17 protein-coding genes and 2 tRNA genes are annotated in these 19234 nt (G+C 65.3%); 9 read left to right on the forward strand and 10 right to left on the reverse strand.

Features of this window, described 5'->3' with window-relative positions:
- The first annotated feature begins 112 nt into the window (after positions 1-112).
- The 4 genes from V6M87_RS25405 to V6M87_RS25420 all read left to right on the forward strand — a co-directional run bounded on the left by V6M87_RS25405 (position 113) and on the right by V6M87_RS25420 (position 3705).
- A tRNA-Glu gene (locus V6M87_RS25405) sits at positions 113-188 on the forward strand.
- 77 nt (positions 189-265) lie between these two features.
- Positions 266-1405 carry an elongation factor P maturation arginine rhamnosyltransferase EarP gene (gene earP / locus V6M87_RS25410; RefSeq protein WP_332879472.1) on the forward strand — a complete coding sequence of 380 codons (1140 nt, stop codon included), beginning with the start codon at positions 266-268 and terminating at the stop codon, positions 1403-1405.
- Between the two features lie 37 nt (positions 1406-1442).
- Complete coding sequence (locus tag V6M87_RS25415) at positions 1443-2018, forward strand: elongation factor P (RefSeq protein ID WP_332879473.1); 576 nt, start codon at positions 1443-1445, stop codon at positions 2016-2018.
- A 103-nt stretch (positions 2019-2121) separates the two neighbouring features.
- Positions 2122-3705 (forward strand): amidase, encoded by a 1584-nt coding sequence (locus tag V6M87_RS25420; protein ID WP_332879474.1) that lies wholly within the window; start codon positions 2122-2124, stop codon positions 3703-3705.
- 153 nt (positions 3706-3858) lie between these two features.
- Here V6M87_RS25420 and V6M87_RS25425 read toward each other — a convergent pair whose 3' ends face one another.
- The 9 genes from V6M87_RS25425 to V6M87_RS25465 form a co-directional block, all read right to left on the reverse strand.
- A complete protein-coding gene (locus V6M87_RS25425; RefSeq protein WP_332879475.1) occupies positions 3859-4365 on the reverse strand; it encodes a TssQ family T6SS-associated lipoprotein in 507 nt (168 codons plus the stop codon).
- 8 nt (positions 4366-4373) lie between these two features.
- On the reverse strand, positions 4374-5450 hold the full coding sequence (locus V6M87_RS25430) for a PEGA domain-containing protein (protein WP_332879476.1): 1077 nt from the start codon (positions 5448-5450) through the stop codon (positions 4374-4376).
- 86 nt (positions 5451-5536) lie between these two features.
- A complete protein-coding gene (gene dbpA, locus V6M87_RS25435; protein ID WP_332879477.1) occupies positions 5537-6952 on the reverse strand; it encodes an ATP-dependent RNA helicase DbpA in 1416 nt (471 codons plus the stop codon).
- A 24-nt stretch (positions 6953-6976) separates the two neighbouring features.
- Entirely contained in the window at positions 6977-7219 is a 243-nt protein-coding gene (locus V6M87_RS25440) for a hypothetical protein (protein ID WP_332879478.1), read from the reverse strand.
- 107 nt (positions 7220-7326) lie between these two features.
- Positions 7327-7403: transfer RNA gene (locus tag V6M87_RS25445), tRNA-Met, on the reverse strand.
- 37 nt (positions 7404-7440) lie between these two features.
- Positions 7441-8601 carry a class I SAM-dependent methyltransferase gene (locus tag V6M87_RS25450; RefSeq protein ID WP_332879479.1) on the reverse strand — a complete coding sequence of 387 codons (1161 nt, stop codon included), beginning with the start codon at positions 8599-8601 and terminating at the stop codon, positions 7441-7443.
- A 1-nt stretch (position 8602) separates the two neighbouring features.
- Positions 8603-8815, reverse strand: coding sequence for a hypothetical protein (locus tag V6M87_RS25455; RefSeq protein WP_332879480.1), 213 nt, complete (start codon positions 8813-8815; stop codon positions 8603-8605).
- Positions 8816-8854: 39 nt separating this feature from the next.
- Positions 8855-12607 (reverse strand): AAA family ATPase, encoded by a 3753-nt coding sequence (locus tag V6M87_RS25460; protein WP_332879481.1) that lies wholly within the window; start codon positions 12605-12607, stop codon positions 8855-8857.
- On the reverse strand, positions 12604-13875 hold the full coding sequence (locus V6M87_RS25465) for an exonuclease SbcCD subunit D C-terminal domain-containing protein (RefSeq protein ID WP_332879482.1): 1272 nt from the start codon (positions 13873-13875) through the stop codon (positions 12604-12606). The genes V6M87_RS25460 and V6M87_RS25465 overlap by 4 nt, the downstream gene beginning before the upstream one ends.
- Positions 13876-14216: 341 nt before the next feature.
- Between V6M87_RS25465 and V6M87_RS25470 the strand changes: the two genes are divergently transcribed.
- The 5 genes from V6M87_RS25470 to yiaA all read left to right on the forward strand — a co-directional run bounded on the left by V6M87_RS25470 (position 14217) and on the right by yiaA (position 18836).
- Positions 14217-14816 (forward strand): hypothetical protein, encoded by a 600-nt coding sequence (locus tag V6M87_RS25470; protein ID WP_332879483.1) that lies wholly within the window; start codon positions 14217-14219, stop codon positions 14814-14816.
- Positions 14817-14889: 73 nt separating this feature from the next.
- Positions 14890-17448 (forward strand): DUF349 domain-containing protein, encoded by a 2559-nt coding sequence (locus tag V6M87_RS25475; protein WP_332879484.1) that lies wholly within the window; start codon positions 14890-14892, stop codon positions 17446-17448.
- A gap of 25 nt (positions 17449-17473) precedes the next feature.
- The gene (gene moaE, locus V6M87_RS25480; RefSeq protein WP_442920639.1) at positions 17474-17932 is read left to right on the forward strand and encodes a molybdopterin synthase catalytic subunit MoaE; all 459 of its coding nucleotides are present in this window, start codon (positions 17474-17476) and stop codon (positions 17930-17932) included.
- Entirely contained in the window at positions 17917-18303 is a 387-nt protein-coding gene (gene crcB, locus V6M87_RS25485) for a fluoride efflux transporter CrcB (RefSeq protein WP_332879486.1), read from the forward strand. The genes moaE and crcB overlap by 16 nt, the downstream gene beginning before the upstream one ends.
- A 113-nt stretch (positions 18304-18416) precedes the next feature.
- Positions 18417-18836 carry an inner membrane protein YiaA gene (gene yiaA / locus V6M87_RS25490; protein WP_332879487.1) on the forward strand — a complete coding sequence of 140 codons (420 nt, stop codon included), beginning with the start codon at positions 18417-18419 and terminating at the stop codon, positions 18834-18836.
- Here yiaA and V6M87_RS25495 read toward each other — a convergent pair.
- Positions 18823-19230: a hypothetical protein gene (locus tag V6M87_RS25495; RefSeq protein WP_332879488.1), complete on the reverse strand. Its 408-nt coding sequence runs from the start codon at positions 19228-19230 to the stop codon at positions 18823-18825. The two genes, yiaA and V6M87_RS25495, sit on opposite strands and share 14 nt — an antisense overlap.
- Positions 19231-19234 lie beyond the last annotated feature (4 nt).

Consider the following 19234-nt stretch of genomic DNA (forward strand, 5'->3'; position numbering starts at 1 on the left):
TCCCCATCGTCTAGAGGCCTAGGACATCACCCTTTCACGGTGAGTACAGGGGTTCGAATCCCCTTGGGGACGCCAAGTCAGCGTCAAGTAGTATGTAGTATGGACAGTTCATGTCCCCATCGTCTAGAGGCCTAGGACATCACCCTTTCACGGTGAGTACAGGGGTTCGAATCCCCTTGGGGACGCCAGTTAAAAGCCGGAGCAGACCAACGCGCATGCGTATAGGTGCTCCGGTTTTTTTACGCGTGTACTCTTTCGATCATCCATGGCCGATTCTCATTCCCTCTCCCTCGTTATCTTTTGCCGCGTGGTCGATAATTACGGCGACATCGGCATTTGCTGGCGTCTCGCGCGCCAACTGCAAGCCGAGCATGACGTCGCCGTCACCCTGTGGGTCGACGATTTAATCAGTTTCAAGCGCATTTGCCCGGCGATCGATGTCGATGCCGCACAGCAGGCGGTGGCAGCCGTGTGCGTGCAGCACTGGCGCGACCAGGAAGGCGTGTTCGCGCCGCACGATATCGCCGACATCGTCATCGAATTTTTCGCCTGCGACATCCCGCCGCGATATATTCAGGCCATGGCGCAACGTACGCCACGCCCGGTCTGGCTGAACCTGGAAGGCTTGACGGCGGAAGAATGGGTCGAAGGCTGCCACACGCTGCCGTCGATGCATCCACAACTGCCGCTGACCAAGCATTTTTTCTTTCCCGGTTTTACCGCGAAAACCGGCGGCTTGCTGCGCGAAGGGTCGCTCGATGATGCGCGCCGGGCGTTTCAGGCCGATCCGGCGGCGCAGGCAGACTTTCTGGCGAACTTTGGCGTGACCGCCACTGACATGCAAGCGACCAGGGTCTCGCTGTTTTGCTATCCGCAGGCGCCGGTCGCCGACCTGTTCGCGGCCTGGCGCGACGGCACCGATCCGGTGTTGTGCCTGGTCCCGGAAGGCGTGGCGGTGGATGCGGTCAGCGCATTTGTCGGCACGAACGGCGCGTTGACGGTGCGCGTACTGCCCTTCGTGGCGCAGCCCGATTACGACAAATTGTTGTGGGCCTGCGACCTGAATTTCGTGCGCGGGGAGGATTCGTTCGTGCGCGCGCAGTGGGCCGGCAAGCCGTTCATCTGGCACATCTATCACCAGGATGAAAACCTGCACCATGTAAAACTGGGCGCATTCCTGCAGCGCTACGCCAGCCCCGCAGTGAGCGCCTTCGCAATGGCGTGGAACGGCGTCGACACGGGTGCTGCACCCGACTGGTCCGCCCTGTGGCAAGCGCTGTACAAGGACGCCGATGGGATCGCTGCGCGGGCGCACGCATGGCAGCGCGAAATGCATTCACATGGCGACCTGGCCAGCAATCTGCTCGGTTTCGCCTGTTCGCTTCGTGCACGACCTATGATATGATGCGCGGTTACCGCAACCTTACTTTTTACGATCACTTATGAAACCCGCAAAAGAAATTCGTGTTGGCAATATCATCATGGTGGATAGCAAGCCGTTCATCGTTCTGCGTTCCGATGTGAACGGTTCGAGCCGCACGGGCTTCACCTACAAATGGAAGATGAAAAATCTTCTGACGAACAGCCCGATGGAAAACGTGTTCCGCGGCGACGACAAGTTCGACGTGGTCGTATTGGAAAAGAAGCCAGTAACCTATTCGTATTTCGCTGATCCGCTGTTCGTGTTCATGGATGGTGAATACAACCAGTACGAAATCGAAGAAGAAAACCTGGGCGATGCCTTGCATTACCTGAAAGACGGCATGGAATGCGAAGCCGTGTTCTACGACGGCAAAGCCATTTCGGTCGAATTGCCAACCACGATCGCACGCCAGGTCGTGTACTCGGAGCCGGCAGTCAAGGGCAATACTTCGGGCAACGTCCTGAAAGAAGCCAAAATCGAAAACGCCGTGGAAGTCCATCGCCACAGCGTGCAAGTGCCATTGTTCGTGGCCCAGGACGACGTTATCGAAATCGATACCCGTACCAATGAATACAAGCGCGTCGTCCGTAACTAAGACGATCCCGCTGTTTTCAAAAAAACGCTGCCCGAGGGTGGCGTTTTTTTTGGCCTGCCTGTTATCCTGATTCTTTCAATAATGAATCATAAAAGGACAGTGCATGAAGCGCAGGCAGTTTGTTCAAATGAGTGTGGCCGCTGGCGTTGCTGCCGGCTTGATCAACGAAGCTGGTGCAGCCGCGCCGAATAATATTCTCGACGCCGGTGTGCGGGCCCAGGCCGCGCGCATGCAGGCCGGCACCTTGAGCGCCCAATCGCTGGCCCGGCAATACCTGGCGCGCATCGCCAAACTCGACAAGGCCGGACCGCACATCAATGCCATCATCGAACTCAATCCGGACGCGCTCGCCATTGCCGCGGCCATGGACCTGGAGCGCAAGGCCGGGAAAGTGCGCGGGCCGCTGCATGGCATCCCGGTGCTACTGAAAGACAATATCGCCACGGCCGACAAAATGGCCACCAGTGCCGGCTCGCTGGCGCTGGCAGGCGTGCGCGCGCGCCAGGATGCGCATATCGTCAAGCAGTTGCGCGCGGCCGGCGCCGTCATCCTCGGCAAAACCAACCTTAGCGAGTGGGCGAATATGCGTTCGACCCATTCGACCAGCGGCTGGAGCGGGCGCGGCGGGCTGACCCGCAATCCGCACGCGCTCGACCGCAACACCAGCGGTTCGAGTTCCGGGTCGGGCGCAGCCATGGCAGCGGGTTTTGCGACGCTGGCGGTGGGCACCGAAACGGATGGTTCGATCGTCTCGCCGGCCTCGACCTGCGGCATCGTCGGCTTCAAGCCGACCCTGGGTTTGCTCAGCCGCAGCGGCATCATTCCGATCGCCGCATCGCAGGACACGGCCGGTCCGATGACGCGTTCGGTCGAAGACGCGGCATTGATGCTGGCGGCAATGGCCGGCGTCGACCAGGACGACGCTGCGACGGCCGCCAGCGCCGGCAAGCCGGTCGACTTCGTCAAGGCATTGCAATCGGATGCCTTGCGCGGCAAGCGCCTGGGCGTGGCGCGCAATTTCTTCGGGTCCAACGACGCGGTCGACGCGATCGCCGAACAGGCGCTGGCTGTGTTGCGCGCGCAGGGCGCAATTCTGGTTGACGTGACGGTGCCGAATACCGACAAATATGGCGACACCGAAACCGAGGTGCTGCTGTATGAATTCAAACCCGGCCTGGAAGATTATTTAAAAACGTATGCACCCGATGCGCCAGTCCGGAATATGGACGAGCTGATTGTCTTTAACAGCAAACAGGCGGCGCGCGAACTGCCGTATTTCGGCCAGGAGCATCTGCTTGCCTCGGCCAAAAAGGGTGGACTCGATACGCCGGCCTATGTCAAAGCGCAGGCCGATAACCGCCGTTACGCACGTGAAGAGGGGATCGATCAGGTTTTAAAAGAACATCGACTCGATGCGCTGGTGGCGCCGACCGGTGGCCCGGCCTGGCTGACGGATTACATCAATGGCGACCATTACGGCGGCAGCTTTTCGTCGCCGGCGGCGGTGGCGGGCTACCCGCACGTGACGGTGCCGGCCGGCTTCGTGAATGGCCTGCCGGTCGGAATCTCATTCGTGGGAACGGCCTGGCGCGATGCGCAGATGCTGGGCCTGGCCTACGCCTATGAACAGGCCAGCCACGCGCTGCGGGCGCCAGCCTTCGTCGCGACCGTCAATCGGCGCGCTTAGAACCTATCCCGTCAGTTCGGAGTCGCTGCGGCCGCGCCTGACAAGCGGGTGCAGGCCGTCATATATGACTTGCCTCGTCGTAGCATGGTTCGCCATGCGTCCTCCTCGCGCCTTGCCCCCACTTGCCATGCATCGACCGCCGCTTCCTCCTATCTACCGGGATAGGTTCTTAGCCTGGCTGGCCCGGGCCTTGTCGAAGACCGGGCGCCACATCGGGTGCCCCTCCTCGCCGGGCGCCAGTGCGAAGCCGGCGTCGATACGCAGCGCCTTGTCGAACGCCTGGCGGCATGGGGCAGGGCGTTGCGTCACGCAATAACTGAATGCCGTGTATTTCAGTGCGCTGGTGCGGGTGGCGACATTCGCACCCTCGATCTCGGGCGCATTCAATTTTGCGATGGCGCCATTGAAGTCGCCGTTGTTGTAGAGGCGTATTCCTTCGCGCAGTGCCGCAGCGGCATCAAGACTGTTGTCGGGTACCGGCGCGGGTTGGCTGTCGCGCACCGGCGCCGGCCTGTTCTCGCGCGCCAGCACGGCCTCGGCGCGTGGGTGGTCGTCATTCGCGGCAGGGTGGAAGCCGCCCGTCACGCTCTGGTCCAGCGTGCGCATGTCGGCGCAGCCGCCGAGCAATAACGCCGCCATGATGAGAAGGGGAGCGCGCATGAAGGTCCTTAGTTTGCGGCTTCAGCCGGCGCGGCCAGGAAATCGTGTTCGATTTGCCCGGACGCGCCGCGTGTACTGTTGATCTGAATGGTACGGTCCGGGTAGCCGGGGTTTTCCAGCATGACGGTGTGACGGCCGGTTGGCAGCACCAGGCGTTTCATGGGTGGACTGACGCCGTGCCGCTTGCCGTCGACATAAACCGTGCCCCACGGCTTGACCATCAGGCGGTAGGTGGCGGTGGCGGTCGCCGCGGCGGGTTCGCTGTCCGCCGTTTCGGTGGCGTAGGTGGCGGCCACCTCGGGCGCAGGTGCGGGCGTCGGTTCGACTGGGGCGACTTCCGGTGCCGGTTCGACAGCCGGCGCGACCGGCACTGGTGCGGGGGCGACCGTCTGCACCTTGGGTGGCTGGACCGGCGCGCCGACCAGTTCTTCGGCGCCATGCTGGCGCACGATGTACAGTGCGCCAGCCAGCAGGGCAGCGGCGACGCCGATCCACAGCCATTTTCTGCGCGACGCGGGCGGGCCGAGGTCGACGCTCTTGTGAACCAGCGCTGCGCTTTGCGGCGCCGGCGTCGGTGCGGCTGCCTCAGGCGCGGCGGCCGACGGTTTCAGCAAACCCACCGACACCATGCCTAATAAATCGCGCAGTTCGGCCACGGTTTGCGGACGCTGGGTTTTATTCGGCATCATGCAGCGGTCGACGGCGCCGAGCAAGGAGTCGCTGTAGCCCACCAGGCCGCGTCCGGTCAACGGGCCGCTCGAGGGCATTTCGTGCGTGATGGCGTAGTGGATGGTGGCGGCCAGCGCGCGCAGGTCGGCCGCCACTTCCGGCTGAAAATCGGTGTTCGCGTCGGGATCCGGCAACAGGATGGCGTCGCCGCTCGCCTTGATGACGATGGTGTCCGGCATGATCAGCCGGTGCGGATTGCCATTGGCATATTGCGCCTCGAGCGACTGCAGCACCTGGCGCAGGATCTTGCGGCACCAGACTTCGTTGACCAGCGCCGGGCTTTGTTCGGCGATGTCGCGCACCGTGCGGCCGTCGGGATGGCGTTCTTGTGGAAAGTTCGGAGTGGTGGTCATCATGCTGCCTGTTTTAATCAACAGTAATGATGACAGATTTGCAGCTATCACGCGACGCTTAGCGTGTCGTGTCGCGTGGCCCGGGGCGATCAGGCGCCAATAAAGCGCATCTTGAAGTTGCGTCCCTTGATGGCGCCAAAGTCGGCGCCCAGCGGATTGCCTGCCGCCAATCGTTTATAGGCTTGCTCAGCAATGTGGCGATCCAGCGCCACATAGGTCATGAACTCGAACACATTGATTTTGCCGACTTGTTCCTTGGTGAGGCCGGCGTCGCCCGTCAGTGCACCCAGGACATCGCCCGGACGCAGCTTGTCTTTCTTTCCACCCATGATGACGAGGGTCACCATCGGTGCCGGTTCGGCTTCGAGCGTGTCCGTTTCCAGTTCGTCCAGCGTATGCCAGCTGACCGGCACGCCCTGGTATTCTTCGATCAGGCGAACCCATTTTTTTTCGTTTGGGGCGCACAGCGACAGTGCCAGGCCATTTTCGCCGGCGCGGCCGGTGCGGCCGATGCGGTGTACGTGCACTTCGGTGTCTTTCGACACATCGACGTTGATCACCGCTTCCAGGTTGGCGATGTCGAGGCCGCGCGCGGCGACGTCGGTGGCGACCAGCACCGAGCAGCTGCGGTTGGCAAACAACACCAGGATTTCATCGCGCTCGCGCTGTTCCAGTTCGCCATACAGGGCCAGCGCCGAAAAGCCCTGGGCGCGCAGGCTGTCGGCCAGTTCACGGCAGTGCACTTTGGTGTTGCAGAAGGCCAGCGCCGACACCGGGCGGAAGTGCCCCAGCAGTTTGCCGACCACGTCGTCGCGCTCGTCGAAACCGACTTCATAAAAGCGCTGTTCGATCTGGCCCGTGGTGTGGGTCGCTTCGACGCTCACTTCGACTGCGTCGTTCAGAAACAGTGCAGTGGCGGTGCGGATATCGTCCGGGTAGGTGGCCGAAAACAGCAGCGTCTGGCGGCGTTTCGGGCAGGCGCTGACGATGCCGGCGATTTCGTCATAAAACCCCATGTCGGTCATGCGGTCGGCTTCGTCCAGCACCAGCGTCTGCACTTTCGACAGATCGATGGTAGCGCGGCCCAGGTGATCGCGGATGCGGCCCGGCGTACCAACGACGATGTGCGCGCCATGTTCCAGCGACGCGATCTGCGGACGCATGGCGGTGCCGCCGGTCAGCGTCAGAATTTTGACGTTGCCAACGCCGCGCGCCAGGCGCCGCAATTCATTCGCAACCTGGTCGGCCAGTTCGCGGGTCGGGCACAGCACCAGTCCCTGCACGGCGAACCAGGTCGGGTTGAGCTTGCTGAGCAGGCCGATGCCGAAGGCGGCGGTCTTGCCGCTGCCGGTCTTGGCCTGGGCGATCAGGTCGCGCCCCTGCAGCACGGGCGGCAGGCTGGCGGCCTGGATCGCCGTCATCTGCTTGTAGCCGAGGGCGTCGAGGTTGGCAAGGAAGGGCGCGGACAGTGCGAGCGTGGCGAAGGAGTCGTTTGCGATGGTCATGGTGGTGCGGTTTCCGGCAGGGTGTCAGGCGGGCGCCCAGACCGGCAAGCCGGTCAGGTCGAGTGTATCGTCGCGGCGCCAGACCGGCAATCCGGAAGCGTCGGTTTCGTCGAGCAGCTGCAATTGTTCTTGTTTGAGTGGGGTACGGCGCGTGCGCGTGACCCGCGGCCTTGGCTCGCCGTCGTGAAGACGTGACCCCGTTTCGGGCGCGCTGGCAGCCTCGAAACCCGGCAGGTCGAATGTCGCTATATCTTTTTTGTCGCGCATGAAAAAAAACTCCGCCCAGAAAACAAAAGCCCGGCTGCAAGAGTCGGGCTTCTGTGTTCAGGCTTTGAATCAGTCACCTTGATCAACTGCATCAGGGCGCTATTGAATGGTTGCGGGGACAGGATTTGAACCTGTGACCTTCGGGTTATGAGCCCGACGAGCTGCCAGACTGCTCCACCCCGCAGGAGCAATTGTACTCGTGCTGAACCTTGATTACAAGGTCAGTTTGCTTGAAGTCGCCACAAGGACGTCATTTCGGCCGCCCGGGCCCCGTGCAGCGGGTCGGTGGCGTCGCTGGCGCGCGGGTGCACGGGGCGCGTGTCGATGCGGTCGATGACGGATAGACCCGCTGCCGCTATCCATTGCAGCAACTGCTCGCGGGTGCGCAAGCCCAGGTGCTCGGCGAAGTCGGACAGGATCAACCAGCCTTCACCACCGGGCAGCAGGTGCGTCGCCAGGCCGGCCAGGAAGGCTTTCAGCATGCGGCTGTCCGGATCGTAGACGGCCGCTTCAATAGCCGAGCTTGGCTTGCCGGGCAACCAGGGCGGATTGCAGACCACCAGTGCGGCGCGGCCTTGCGGAAACAGGTCGGCCTGGATGATGTCGACGTGGCGGGCCAGGTCGAGCCGTTCCATGTTCTCGCGGGCGCAGCCGAGCGCGCGCGGGTCCATGTCGGTGGCGATGACTTTATTGACGCCACGTTTGGCCAGCACCGCGGCCAGCACGCCGGTGCCGGTGCCGATATCGAACGATTCGTTTTCAGCGCCGGCCGGCAACGGCGCATCCATTACCATTTGCACGTATTCGCCGCGGATCGGCGAGAACACGCCGTACCACGGGTGTATCTTCGCGTCGAGCGCGGCGATCGGCACACCGTTTCTGCGCCACTCGTGGGCGCCAATGACGCCCAGCAGTTCGCGCAGCGACGCCACGAATGGCGCCTCGAAACGGCCCCAGGCTTCATTGCAGGCCAGCTGGACATCGGGTGCGCGGCGCAGCGCAATGGCGTAGTCGGCATCGAAGGCAATGAGCAGCATGCCCAGCGTGCGGGCGCGCTGCGACTGGGCCAGGCGGTGCAGGTGGAACGATTCGAGCGGAGTGGGCGGCGCCTTGGCCGCTTTGACTGCCTTGGCGCGGCTGGTGCGGGCCGGCTTGTGGTCGATGCGGCGGGCCATTGCCTGCAGCAGCTGGCGGGCATTCTGGAAGTCGCCGCGCCAGAGCAGGGCGGTGCCGGCCAGGGCGTGGTGGTAGGCGACGTCGGCGGGCATCTGGTCGTCGGCGATGACGACTTTTTTGGGCACGTTCAAGCCGCTGCCGGAGCGCCAGGTGGCGCTTGCAGGTGCGCCATTGGTCTCGAGCCAGCTGATGGTGGCAGTCGTCATATTAATGATGGTGCGACCAGGTGCCGGTCGGCGACGCCAGGTAGGACGCAACCGTGGCCGCGTCGCCCGTGGCGTGGCGGCGCACTTCGCCGCAGTCGCAGATGCCCTGGTAAGGCTGGATGTGCGAGCAGGCCGATACCTTTTGCAGGTACACCTTCACGGGCTTGGTGCAGGCGGTGCATTTGAACGTCAAAATACGGGCTGGTTTGGACATGGTTGATTGCTCTGAAAGTGTAAGGCGAAAGGCGACATTTTACACGCTGACGGTGACGGCGCTGCTGCCTCCCCCTGCCGGGCGCACGAGGATTTTGGCCGAAATGCGCTCCGTCATTTCCTGCACGTGCGAGATGACGCCGACTTTCCGGCCCATCGATTGCAGTGCGTCGAGGGCATCCATGGCAACGCCCAGCGTCTCGCTGTCGAGGCTGCCAAAACCTTCGTCGATGAACAGCGATTCGACCCGCACCCGGTTCGACGACAGCGACGCCAGGCCCAGCGCAAGCGCGAGCGATACGAGGAAGGATTCGCCACCGGACAGGGAATTGACCGAGCGCACTTCGCCGCCCATATCCTGGTCGCGCACCATCAAGGCCAGCGACGGCGCATTGCCAACTTGCACGCGTTCGAGCCGGTAGCGGCGCGCCAGCTGGGACAGGTGGCTGTTGGCATAGCCGAGCAGCACGTCCAGCGTGAATTGCTGGGCATAGTTGCGGAACTTTTTGCCGTCGGCCGAACCGATCAGCTCGGATAGACGGCCCCAGCGCTGCTCGATGGCTTGCTGGTGCGCGATGTCGGCCAGCACTGCTGCGGCGTCGGCCCGGCGTGCGTCGTCCTGGGCGGTGCGCAAGCGCAGGCCGGCGGCCAGTTCATGGGCTGCGCGGCGCTGTTCCAGCACCGCCGTCAACGCGGTCTCGACGCTTGCCAGCGGTGCCGCAGCTGGCTGCGCCGCAGCGTGTTGCGCTGATTGCGCCTGCCGCTCGGCACGCACGGTGGCGGCGCGCTGCACGTTTGAGGCGAGCTCGGCCAGCGCCGCCCGTTCCTGGGCAATCCACGCCGTGCCCACGGCCAGCAGGCTGGTCAAATCTGACAAGCTGTCGATGGCTTCCAGCTCGCTGGCCGTGCGGCTGGTGTCTTCCAGCCAGTCGGCCAGGCGCACTTGCGTGGCGGCGGTTGCGGCCTGGATGCTGCCCACCTGGGCCCGCGCTTGCGCCAGTGCGGTGCGTGCAGCCGCTTCTGCTTGCGCCGCGTTGTGCAACGACAGTTGAAGCGCCTGCTGTGCGGCGCGCGCCGTGGCGAGCGCCTGGGCATATGCGGCTTCGACCGCTGCAACCGGTCGGCCATCCCACAGCGTTGCCCGTTCACCCTGGCGCGCGCGCAAGGCGTCGTCGCGCTCGGCAAACAGCTGGTCGGCGTCGGTCGCACTGGCCTGCAGGTGGACGACCCGTTCCGCCAGGGTGCCGTGGGCGGCTTGCTGGTTCGCCAGCGTGGCCGCCAGAGCGGCCTGCGCGCTGGAACGGTCGATCCAGGCTTGCACGTCGGCGCCACGGGCGGCGCGGAACGCGGACGGTGCGCTGCTCCAGCTGGCTTGCCAGTCCGGCCCCAGTGCCGCCAGCACCGGGTCGAGCTCGGCCAGCACACTGGTCAATGCCGCCTGTGCCGTCTCGTGCTTGCCGGCCTGCGCGCCCTGCGCCGCGTCCAGGCGCGCCAGTTGCGTTGCGTGGGTGTGTGCCGCTTGCTGCAATTGGGCGTGCGCTGCCTGTGCCTGTTCCCACGCTTGCTGCGCGGCGTCGCGCGCCGTTGCGACGCGCCGGGCGGCCTGTTCCTGCTGGTCGAGCGCGCGCAGCGCTGTGCGCAATGCGGTCAACTGGGTACTGAACCAGTCGCTGCGCTGTGGCGCCGGCGGGGCGCCCGCGCCGACCGGATCGGCTTGCCATTCCGCGTCCAGTTCGGCCAGTGACGTGACCAGTTGCGCACGCTCGCGCTGCAAACCGGGCAGGCGCTCGGCGATGTTCTCTTGCGCGGCGCGTCCGTTGGTTTGCGCAGCGAGATTGTCCTGTACCTGCTGGCGGCAGCGCCGCACTTCGTCGCGCAGGTTCGCCAGCATTGTTTCCAGGCGCGCGTCCTGGTGTTCGTACGGGTGCGCAACGCTGCCGCAGACCGGGCAGGGGGCGTCGTCGACCAGCGTGGCGCGCAGGTCGACGACGTTGCCGGCGCACGCCAGTTCGGCAGCCGCCAGCGAGCGCTCGGACTGATCCAGGCCGACCGCCAGTTGCGGCGCTGCCTCCTCGGCCGCGCACAAGGTGGCTTGCGCGCTCGCGGCCGCCTGTTCCAGGGTGGCCGCCTGCGCGCACACCTCGTCGTGGCGTGCGCGCGTGGTGGCCAGCAGCGACCAGGTGCGTTCTGCGACGGTCAGCGCTTCGCGGCGCGCCTCGATGTCCTGGCGCTGTGGGGCGAGTGCTTCATGGTCGATGGCGGCAAGGGCCTGCGTCGCCTGCTCGCGCTGCGTCGCGCGCTGGGCCAGCGTGTCGTGCGCGGCGGCCAGGCCAGACGCGGCCTGGGCCGCTTGCGCAGCGTGCTCGTCGTGCGCCTGTCTGGCTGCGGCCAGCGCGTCGGCGCTGAGGGCGACTTGCGCGCCGGCGGCCTCGGCCTGGGCAAACAGCCGGTCCCAGCGCGGCCATTGGGCCGCCAGCGCTTCGACGGGCGCGTGACCGGCCAGCCAGGCGGCGCTATCCTGCTGCGCGCGCTGGGTGGCGGCAATCTGTCCGGCCTTGTCTTGCAAGCCGGTTTGCGCGTCGACCAACTGGCTGCGCGCGGCGTCGTGCGCGCGGGCAGCTTGCTGGTGCAGCGGCGCGAGCGCGGCCACGGTGGCGTCGAGCCGCTTGGCGTCGTCCAGTATGGGGGCGGCCTCGCGCTGGGCGCTCTCGGCCAGGGCAACCCGTTCCGTGGCGGCGGCCGCGTCGCGCGCCGCGCATTGATGGGCGTCGATGGCAAGCGCCAGGGCGGCATCGTGCGCGCCGATGGCTTGTTGGGCCTGGTTCGCTTCCTGCTCCAGGCGGGCTAGGTCGGCTGCCATGGGGCGCGCTTCCTGGACTTTGTCGAGCGTCGCCAGGCGCTGGCGGCGCGCTGCGGCCTGCGTGAGCTGGGCGTCGGCGGCGGCCAGCGCCAGTTCGGCCTGCGCCACGCCGGCGCTCAGGCGCGCCAGCTCCTGGTGCCAGCGCAACTGCTGCTCGAGCACCAGCTTGTGGGCGTCGATGGCGTCGAGGGCGGCGCTGGCAGCCAGTAATTCGGTGTCGACCAGCGTGCGTTCGTCCGGTGGCAGCGGCGCCTGGTCGGCCAGCTTGCGCGTCAGGTGGCGCATCGCTTCCTGCTCACCCTTGTAGCGCTCGAACGCGCGGCGCGAAATGTCGCTGTAAATCGTGCTGCCGGTGAGGGTTTCCAGCAGTTCGCCCCGTTCGTTTTCGTCGGTCTTCAAAAATGCCGAAAACTCGTTCTGGGCCAGCAGCACGGAGCGCGTGAATTGTTCGAACTTCAAACCGATGCGGTCGGCGATCTCGTCCATCACCTCGGTCTTGGTGCCGCCCAGCGCGGTCAGGTCCTGCAAACGATGCAAGGTCATGTTCGACGCCTGCAGCAGGCCGGCCGCCTTGTTGCGCGAACGTCGCACGCTCCAGCGCGCGCGGTAACGCTGGTCGTCGTTGCCGACGAAATCGACCTCGGCATACGCTTCGGCGGCGCCGCGGCGCAGCAGGTTGCGCGGGTCGAAGGTGGATACGGCCTCGCCGCCGGCGTCGGGCAGGGCGCTGCCGCCGCGCGCGCTTTTGGGCAGGCGCGGCGTGGTGCCGTACAGGGCCAGGCACAGCGCGTCGAGCAGCGTGCTCTTGCCGGCGCCGGTAGGGCCGCTGATGGCGAACAGGCCGGCCGATGCGAGCGGCTCCGACTCGAAGTCGACCGAGAAGTCGCCCGCCAGCGATGCCAGGTTGCGCCCGGCAATTTTAAGAATTTTCATCGCGGGCTCCCTTGTGCATTGGCGTCACCTGCGGGGAGCATCAATTCGGCAAACGCGGTCAACTGTTCGGTTGGTGCGTCCTCGTCATATTTTTGCTTGTACAGGCGGCGGAAAATATCGTCCGGCTGCATCTGCGCCAGCTGGTCGAGCGTCAGCACGGCGTCCACGTCCTGCTGCGCCGTCGCCTTGCGCGTGGGTTCGATTTTGGCCAGCCGCACAGGTTTGCCGATCAGCGCGGCTTCGATCTGCGCGCGCAGGCTGGGCTCGGGCGCGTCGAGCAGCACGCGCACTTCCAGAAACGGCTGGGCGTGGACGGGCACCTCGGGCAGGTCGAGCATGACCAGCGCCGCCAGCACGTCTTTTAAAGGCGCTGGCGTGGCGGGAATGCGCAGCAGCGGCACCGCGCGCGGCACTGGCAGCGGCGTGATGGCCGTGGCGCGCCCGTCGGCCAGGTCGACCCGCAGCACCTGGTGCGTGTAGCCGACTTCGGCAAACGACAGCGGCAGCGGGCTGCCGCAGTAGCGCAGGTGTTCCTGCTTGCCGACGCGCTGGGCCAGGTGCAGATGGCCCAGCGCCGCGTAGGCGATGGCGTCGTCGAACATGGCCGCCGGCAGCGCCTCGGTGCCGCCGATGACGATGCGCCGTTCGGATTCGAGCGAGGACTGACCATCGACCATGTGGCAATGGCCCATGGCGACAATGGCTTGCCCGGGCTGACGTTTCGCTTGCGCCAGCGCATGGGCTTGCCGGTAGAGCTGGGTGATACCGTGCAGATAGGGATCGATGGGCGATGTGCCGTCCTGCGCTGGCGCGACGCGCGGCACATCGCCCGGACGCAGGAACGGCACCGCCAGCACCCAGGCCTGCACCGTGCCGTCCTTGCCATGCAGTGGCACCAGCAGGCGCTCGAGGTCGATCTCGCCGTCCATCGTGCGCGCCACATGGCCGATGACGACGGTGCCGTGCGCTTCGAGTAGTGGCCCCGGCGCTTCCAGTCGGCCCGGCGAATCGTGGTTGCCGGCAATGACCACGATGTCCAGCTGCGGCGCCCGCACGCGCGCCTGCTGCAGGAACCGGTATAGCTGGCGCTGCGCCGCGGCGGACGGGTTGCTGTTGTCAAAGATATCGCCGGCGATCAACAGAGCGTCGATCTCTTCCGCCACCAGGGTGTCGAGCAGCCAGTCGAGGAAGCACTGGTGCTCGTAGCCGCGCTCGAAGGTGTGCAGGGTCTGGCCCAGGTGCCAGTCGGATGTGTGGAGCAGACGCATAGGAGTTACCGGCGAGAAGTACTGGATAAATAAACAGGTGTCCACTATAACGCAGAGTGGCGGCCGGGGACAATCGGCGCGCGCCGAATCAGGCGATTCCGACCGCGTGGGATTGCTGCGAGCGCAGCAATGTCGAATGCACCATCATGGTGAATTTGAGCCAGATCAAACGTCAAATAGCTGCTCTCCCTACACTTGGAACTTCTTCAGGCTGCAGTGCAAGCATCATTCCAGGCCTGTCCTAAAACGTCTTTCCCCGACCACGACCGATTTGTCCGTGCTTCCACGCCCGGCAAGGCAGGCCTGCTCGTCAGGGCGAAAACAAACCGAGGAGATAGCATATGTTAACAGCGACTTACACCCTGGTGGCCTTGTCGGTGGAGCAAACCAGTGTCAGGGTGGGATTGCAGTCGCTGCGCCAGATGCTGCACGCCTATTATCTGGGCCAGCCGGCGCTGACGGCGGCGCAGGTCGAGTATGCCGCGAGCAGCATGCAGCGCCTGTACGATGCATGCCACTGGCGCAAGCTGGACAAGTTCCTCATCCCGGCCGTGCGGCGCGCCACCCGCCTGGCGGACGACCTGCTGGCCGAACTTGGCGCGCTCAGCAAGCAGTCGGCCGACGCGCTCGCGGTCTCGACAGCCTTTGGCGGCGCCATCGACGACAGCGCGCACGTCGACGCGTTTTGCACCGTGGTCAAAGCCTTCTGCAACGTGTTGCTCACCCGTCTCGAACGCGAGGAGCACGATTTGTTTCCACTGGCGCGCGCCGCGGTGACAGGCGCAGCGTGGTTTGCGCTGGCCAACCAGATGCTGGCGCACGATGCCTACTTGCAGGAACACCGCTGCGAGCCGGTGCCCGCGCGCAATACGCATCACGTCTTGCCGGGACGCCAGGTGGAGGGCACCCGGCCGGGGGTACGTCTGAGCACCTTGCACTGAGCACAAACACGCCATCGGCCAGAGAAACAGGTGGTTGTTTGTTATGATGGGGTTTTTGGCAGCGCGACCCATCATGTTCCAATTTTTGTTCAAACGCGCAGAGAAGGCAGGCCGTGACACTGCCGCCGCCGCTCCAGTCGCCACCACCCCTGCCGGTCCTTCCGCGCGCGACCTCCAGGCAGCTGCCTTGCAAGCCCTAGGCGACGACGAGGCCGCTGCAGTCGATTTTATTTTGCAATCCGATTTTGCCGAGCTGCGCCTGGCCGCTGCGGCCAGCGTGCACTCGGGCGCCGCGCTCGAGCGCGTACATGGCGCCGTGCGCAATGTCGACCGCCGCGTCGCCAAGCTGGTGCAGGGGCGCCTCGATGCCTTGCGCCACCTCGATGCCGAGACGGCCAGGGCGCGCGCGGTGGTCGACGACGCCACGCAACTGGCGGCCAATCCCGCACTGGCGCCAAACCAGGTCGGCGAAATCGATCGTCGCTGGACCGTCATCAAGGCGCCCCAGCTGGCCGCCGAATTCGACGCCGTGCGTGCCACGCTCGGTGCGCGCCTCGATGTCCAGGTGCAGTTGCAACGCGCCATGATCGACCGCCTCGGCGCCCTGCGCAAACTCGACGCCGGCGACGCCGATGTCGACAGCGCCAGCGCGCAGTTGCGTCAGATGCAGGACGAGCAGGCGGCCGCGCTGGCCTCGTTCGAACGCAGCTCGCTGCCGCGCAGTCTGGTGACCGAGTTCGATCTCGAAATGACGCGTATCCAGGCCGGCATGGCGGGGCGCGCACAACAGCAAGCCGCGCTCGTCGCCCGCAGCGCCGCGCTCGATGCCTGGACGGCCGCGCCGGTCGATACCTTGCAGGCCGCGACCGTCCGGCGCAGCTGGCAAGCGCTGCCGGCCATGCCCGCCACCGAGGCCGCGACTGTCCTGCAAGCACGTTTCGACGCCTTGCTGGCCACCTTGCCTGAGCCGGTGCGTGGCGCGCAGCTGACGCCGGACAAGCCTGCCAAACGCGAGTCGGTGGCTGCGGCCAAGGGCGCCGACCGTTCCTTCCTCGATGCCCTCGACGCCATGGAAGCGGCGCTCGAACAGGGCTCGCTGGGCAGCGCGGCCGAACTCGACAAAGTGCTCAAGGATGGCAAGTCCAGCCGCAATCTGCGCTTGACGACGGCCCAGGCCGACCGCCTGGCCCATGTGCGTGCCGAGCTGAAACGCCTGTCGGACTGGGCGCGCTGGGGCGGCAACGTGTCGCGCGAGGAACTCATCAAGGCGGTCGAACAGATGGCGACCCAGTCGCTGCCGATGGCCGAGCTGGCCAAAAAGGTGGGCAGCATGCGCGAACGCTGGAAAGCGCTCGACAGCCTGTCCGGCGCGGCGCCGAAAACACTGTGGGAACGGTTCGACGCCGCCTGCAGCGTGGCCTACGCCCCGGCCGCGGCGCACTTCCGCCAGTTGGGCGAAGAGCGTCACGCAAATGCCGCCAAGGGCCAGGCCTTGCTGGACGAAGCGAAAGCCGAGATCGCGCGCCTGCACGGGCAAGGGGACACCGAGTGGAAGCAGATGGCGGCCGAAGTGCAGCGCCTGCGCACCGCCTGGAGCCACCTGGGCGCGCTCGACCGCAAGGAAAAGAAGCGCCTCGACCAGGAATTCGCCGATGCCCTGAACGTGTTGCAAGCGCCGCTGGAACAGCAGCGCAAGGATGAAATGGGCCAGCGCGAAGCCCTGATTGACGCCGTCAGCGCGCTCGATCCGCAGGACCGCCACACCCTCGACGCGATCCGTGACATCCAGCAGCGCTGGCAAACCCAGGCGCGCGCCGTGCCGCTGGAGCGCCGCGCCGAACAGATGCTGTGGCAACGCTTCCGCGCCGCCTGCGACGCCGTCTTTGCCAGTCGCAAGGAAAGCGCGCATGCGCTCGACGCCGGTCGGCGCGAACACGAAACGGCCAAGATCGCGATATGCGAACAACTGGAAGCGGGCGCCCTCGAGGCCACGCCGGCGAGCGCCGCCAAACTGCTGCGCGACGCGGCCACGAGCTGGCACGCGGCCGGCCCGGTGCCGCGCGCGCACGAAGCGCGCATCGAACAGCGCTACCAGGCGGCAATTGCCTTGGTGCAGGAGCACGTGGAAACCGTGCGCCGCGCCGTGGGTGCCGCCCAGGCCAGCGCCTTGCGAGACAAATTGCGCCTGTGCGTGGCACTGGAGCAGGCAGTGGCGCGTCCCGGCGCACCGGCCGACACCGACTTTACTGCCGAATGGCGTGCGTTGCCGATCCTCGACAGCGCCCCCGAGCGGGCTTTGAAGGGCCGCTTCGACGCCGCTGCCGCTGCGCTGGCCGGCACTGACGCCGAGAGCGCGGCCCATGCCAGGCTGCTGGAAGCCAACCGCGCCACCTTGTTGCAGGATTTGCTGCGCCAGGAAATTGCGGCCGGCATCGACAGCGGCGCCGAATTCGCCCGCGAACGCTTGAAGCTGCAAGTGGACGTGCTGCAATCGTCCTTGAAATCTGGCCAGAAGCCGGTCGCGCAGGCTGCCCAGCTGCAAGCCTTGCTGGCGCTGCCGGCCAATGCTGACGAGCGCACCGCCACGCGCGTCGAGCAGTTGCTGATGCGCCAGGCGCGCGAGCTGGGTTGAGGTTCGCCGCATGACCATTCCGAACATGAATGAAGTGCGGGTGCAGACCGATGACTTCGATCTGGGAGAAGAGCTCGCTCGCTTGCGCGCCGGCCAGCCCGGCGTGGGCGCGGTAGTCAGTTTTGTCGGCACCGTGCGCGACATGAACGATGGCAGCGCGGTGTCCGAAATGGAGCTCGAGCATTATCCGGGCATGACGGAAAAAGCGCTGGCGGACATCGTCGACCAGGCCAATGCGCGCTGGCCGCTGCTGGGCACGCTGGTGGTTCACCGGGTAGGACCACTCCTTCCGCTCGAGCAGATCGTGCTGGTGGCCTGCGGCGCGGCCCACCGCGGCGAGGCGTTCGCCGCCTGCGAATTCATTATCGATTATTTGAAAATCGACGCGCCGTTCTGGAAAAAGGAACAGACGCCGGAGGGCGCGCGTTGGGTCGATGCGCGCGACAGCGACGACAGCGCAAAGGCCAAGTGGGCGGCCCGCTGAGTTGGGCGGCGGTCGGCATCGGCGCTGCCGTCGGCGCCTGGCTGCGCTGGGCGCTGGCAGTCTGGCTGAACACGCTCACGTCACAGGTGCAATTGGGCACGCTGACCGCCAACCTGGCCGGCGGCTACCTGATCGGCCTGGGACTTGGCTTCTTCACGGCATTTCCCAATCTGTCGCCCGAATGGCGCCTGTTCGCCATCACAGGTTTCCTGGGCGGCCTGACCACGTTTTCCACCTTCAGCGGCGAAGCAATGGTGTTGCTGCAACGCCAGGAATATGGCTGGGCGCTGGCGCACTCGGCGCTGCACCTGGTCGGCTCGATTGCCTGCTGCATTGCCGGCTTCGCAACCTGGCGCGCGCTGGCGCATTAAAAGGCTGCTCAGGCCGATACGATCAATCTCGCCAGATGGTCGCTTTGCGTTTTGCCTTGCAAAGATTATTGCACACCGACACAATCTGATTTCCCCAACCGTAGGAGATTTCCATGCCGCAAGTTTCTTCACCTCGCCCAACGGCTGCATTTGTGTTCGCCTCCTGGACTGCCTTGCTGGTCGGTGGCGGCGCCTATCTGATCGGCCTGTGGAATGCCGCCATGGCGCTGAACGAAAAGGGCTATTACTTCACGCTGCTGATGTACGGCCTGTTTGCCGCCGTATCGCTGCAGAAGTCAGTGCGCGACCGCGCCGAAGGCGTCCGCGTCACGGCGATGTATTTCGGCCTGTGCTGGGTGTCCGTCATGGTGACCCTGCTGTTGCTGACGGTGGGCCTGGTGAATGCGACCATGGCGCTCAGCGAAAAAGGATTTTATGCAATGTCGTTCGTACTCAGCCTGTTCGCTGCGGTCGCCGTACAGAAGAATGTGCGCGACAGCAGCGCGGGTACGGCGCCCGTCAGCGCACTCTAGGCGCGCGCTGCAAGGGGAGGCTGGCGGCCACCCATTTCATCAGCGCCGCCTCGTCGGCCAGATCGCCTGGATAGGGCGAGTCGGGGATGAACGGCTCGCGCGGACGCTTGCGCAACTGTGATGCCAGCGCTGTCGCCTTCTCCAGGGTGCCGTCCACGACTTCTCGCACTGGCAAGGGGTAGTGCGGCGTGGCTGAGCTGCACCTTATCGACTGCAAACTGCCAGTCCTGCACAGCGGCAGCGGGCCAGTCGGTGGCCGCTTGCGCCAGGGCGCAGCAGAAAACAGCGCAGTGAAACGAAAAGGCATTGAGCGCATCGGCATCCTGTCGACCAGGTGGATTTGAGTCTCTTTCAGGAAATTGCGTTCTAAAACCAAGTAAGCAACAGGCGACATTTTC

Origin of the sequence: Massilia sp. S19_KUP03_FR1 (genome assembly GCF_036688685.1) — a bacterium.
Lineage (GTDB): Bacteria > Pseudomonadota > Gammaproteobacteria > Burkholderiales > Burkholderiaceae_D > JALYUM01.

Coding starts and splice junctions, on each gene's coding strand:
- V6M87_RS25460 (WP_332879481.1), bottom strand. CDS start 12,607: ATGAAAATTCTTAAAATTGCCGGGCGCAACCTGGCATCGCTGGCGGGC.
- V6M87_RS25425 (WP_332879475.1), bottom strand. CDS start 4,365: ATGCGCGCTCCCCTTCTCATCATGGCGGCGTTATTGCTCGGCGGCTGC.
- V6M87_RS25475 (WP_332879484.1), top strand. CDS start 14,890: ATGTTCCAATTTTTGTTCAAACGCGCAGAGAAGGCAGGCCGTGACACT.
- yiaA (WP_332879487.1), top strand. CDS start 18,417: ATGCCGCAAGTTTCTTCACCTCGCCCAACGGCTGCATTTGTGTTCGCC.
- V6M87_RS25415 (WP_332879473.1), top strand. CDS start 1,443: ATGAAACCCGCAAAAGAAATTCGTGTTGGCAATATCATCATGGTGGAT.
- dbpA (WP_332879477.1), bottom strand. CDS start 6,952: ATGACCATCGCAAACGACTCCTTCGCCACGCTCGCACTGTCCGCGCCC.
- moaE (WP_442920639.1), top strand. CDS start 17,474: ATGAATGAAGTGCGGGTGCAGACCGATGACTTCGATCTGGGAGAAGAG.
- V6M87_RS25440 (WP_332879478.1), bottom strand. CDS start 7,219: ATGCGCGACAAAAAAGATATAGCGACATTCGACCTGCCGGGTTTCGAG.
- V6M87_RS25495 (WP_332879488.1), bottom strand. CDS start 19,230: ATGTCGCCTGTTGCTTACTTGGTTTTAGAACGCAATTTCCTGAAAGAG.
- earP (WP_332879472.1), top strand. CDS start 266: ATGGCCGATTCTCATTCCCTCTCCCTCGTTATCTTTTGCCGCGTGGTC.
- V6M87_RS25450 (WP_332879479.1), bottom strand. CDS start 8,601: ATGACGACTGCCACCATCAGCTGGCTCGAGACCAATGGCGCACCTGCA.
- V6M87_RS25430 (WP_332879476.1), bottom strand. CDS start 5,450: ATGATGACCACCACTCCGAACTTTCCACAAGAACGCCATCCCGACGGC.
- V6M87_RS25455 (WP_332879480.1), bottom strand. CDS start 8,815: ATGTCCAAACCAGCCCGTATTTTGACGTTCAAATGCACCGCCTGCACC.
- V6M87_RS25420 (WP_332879474.1), top strand. CDS start 2,122: ATGAAGCGCAGGCAGTTTGTTCAAATGAGTGTGGCCGCTGGCGTTGCT.
- V6M87_RS25470 (WP_332879483.1), top strand. CDS start 14,217: ATGTTAACAGCGACTTACACCCTGGTGGCCTTGTCGGTGGAGCAAACC.
- V6M87_RS25465 (WP_332879482.1), bottom strand. CDS start 13,875: ATGCGTCTGCTCCACACATCCGACTGGCACCTGGGCCAGACCCTGCAC.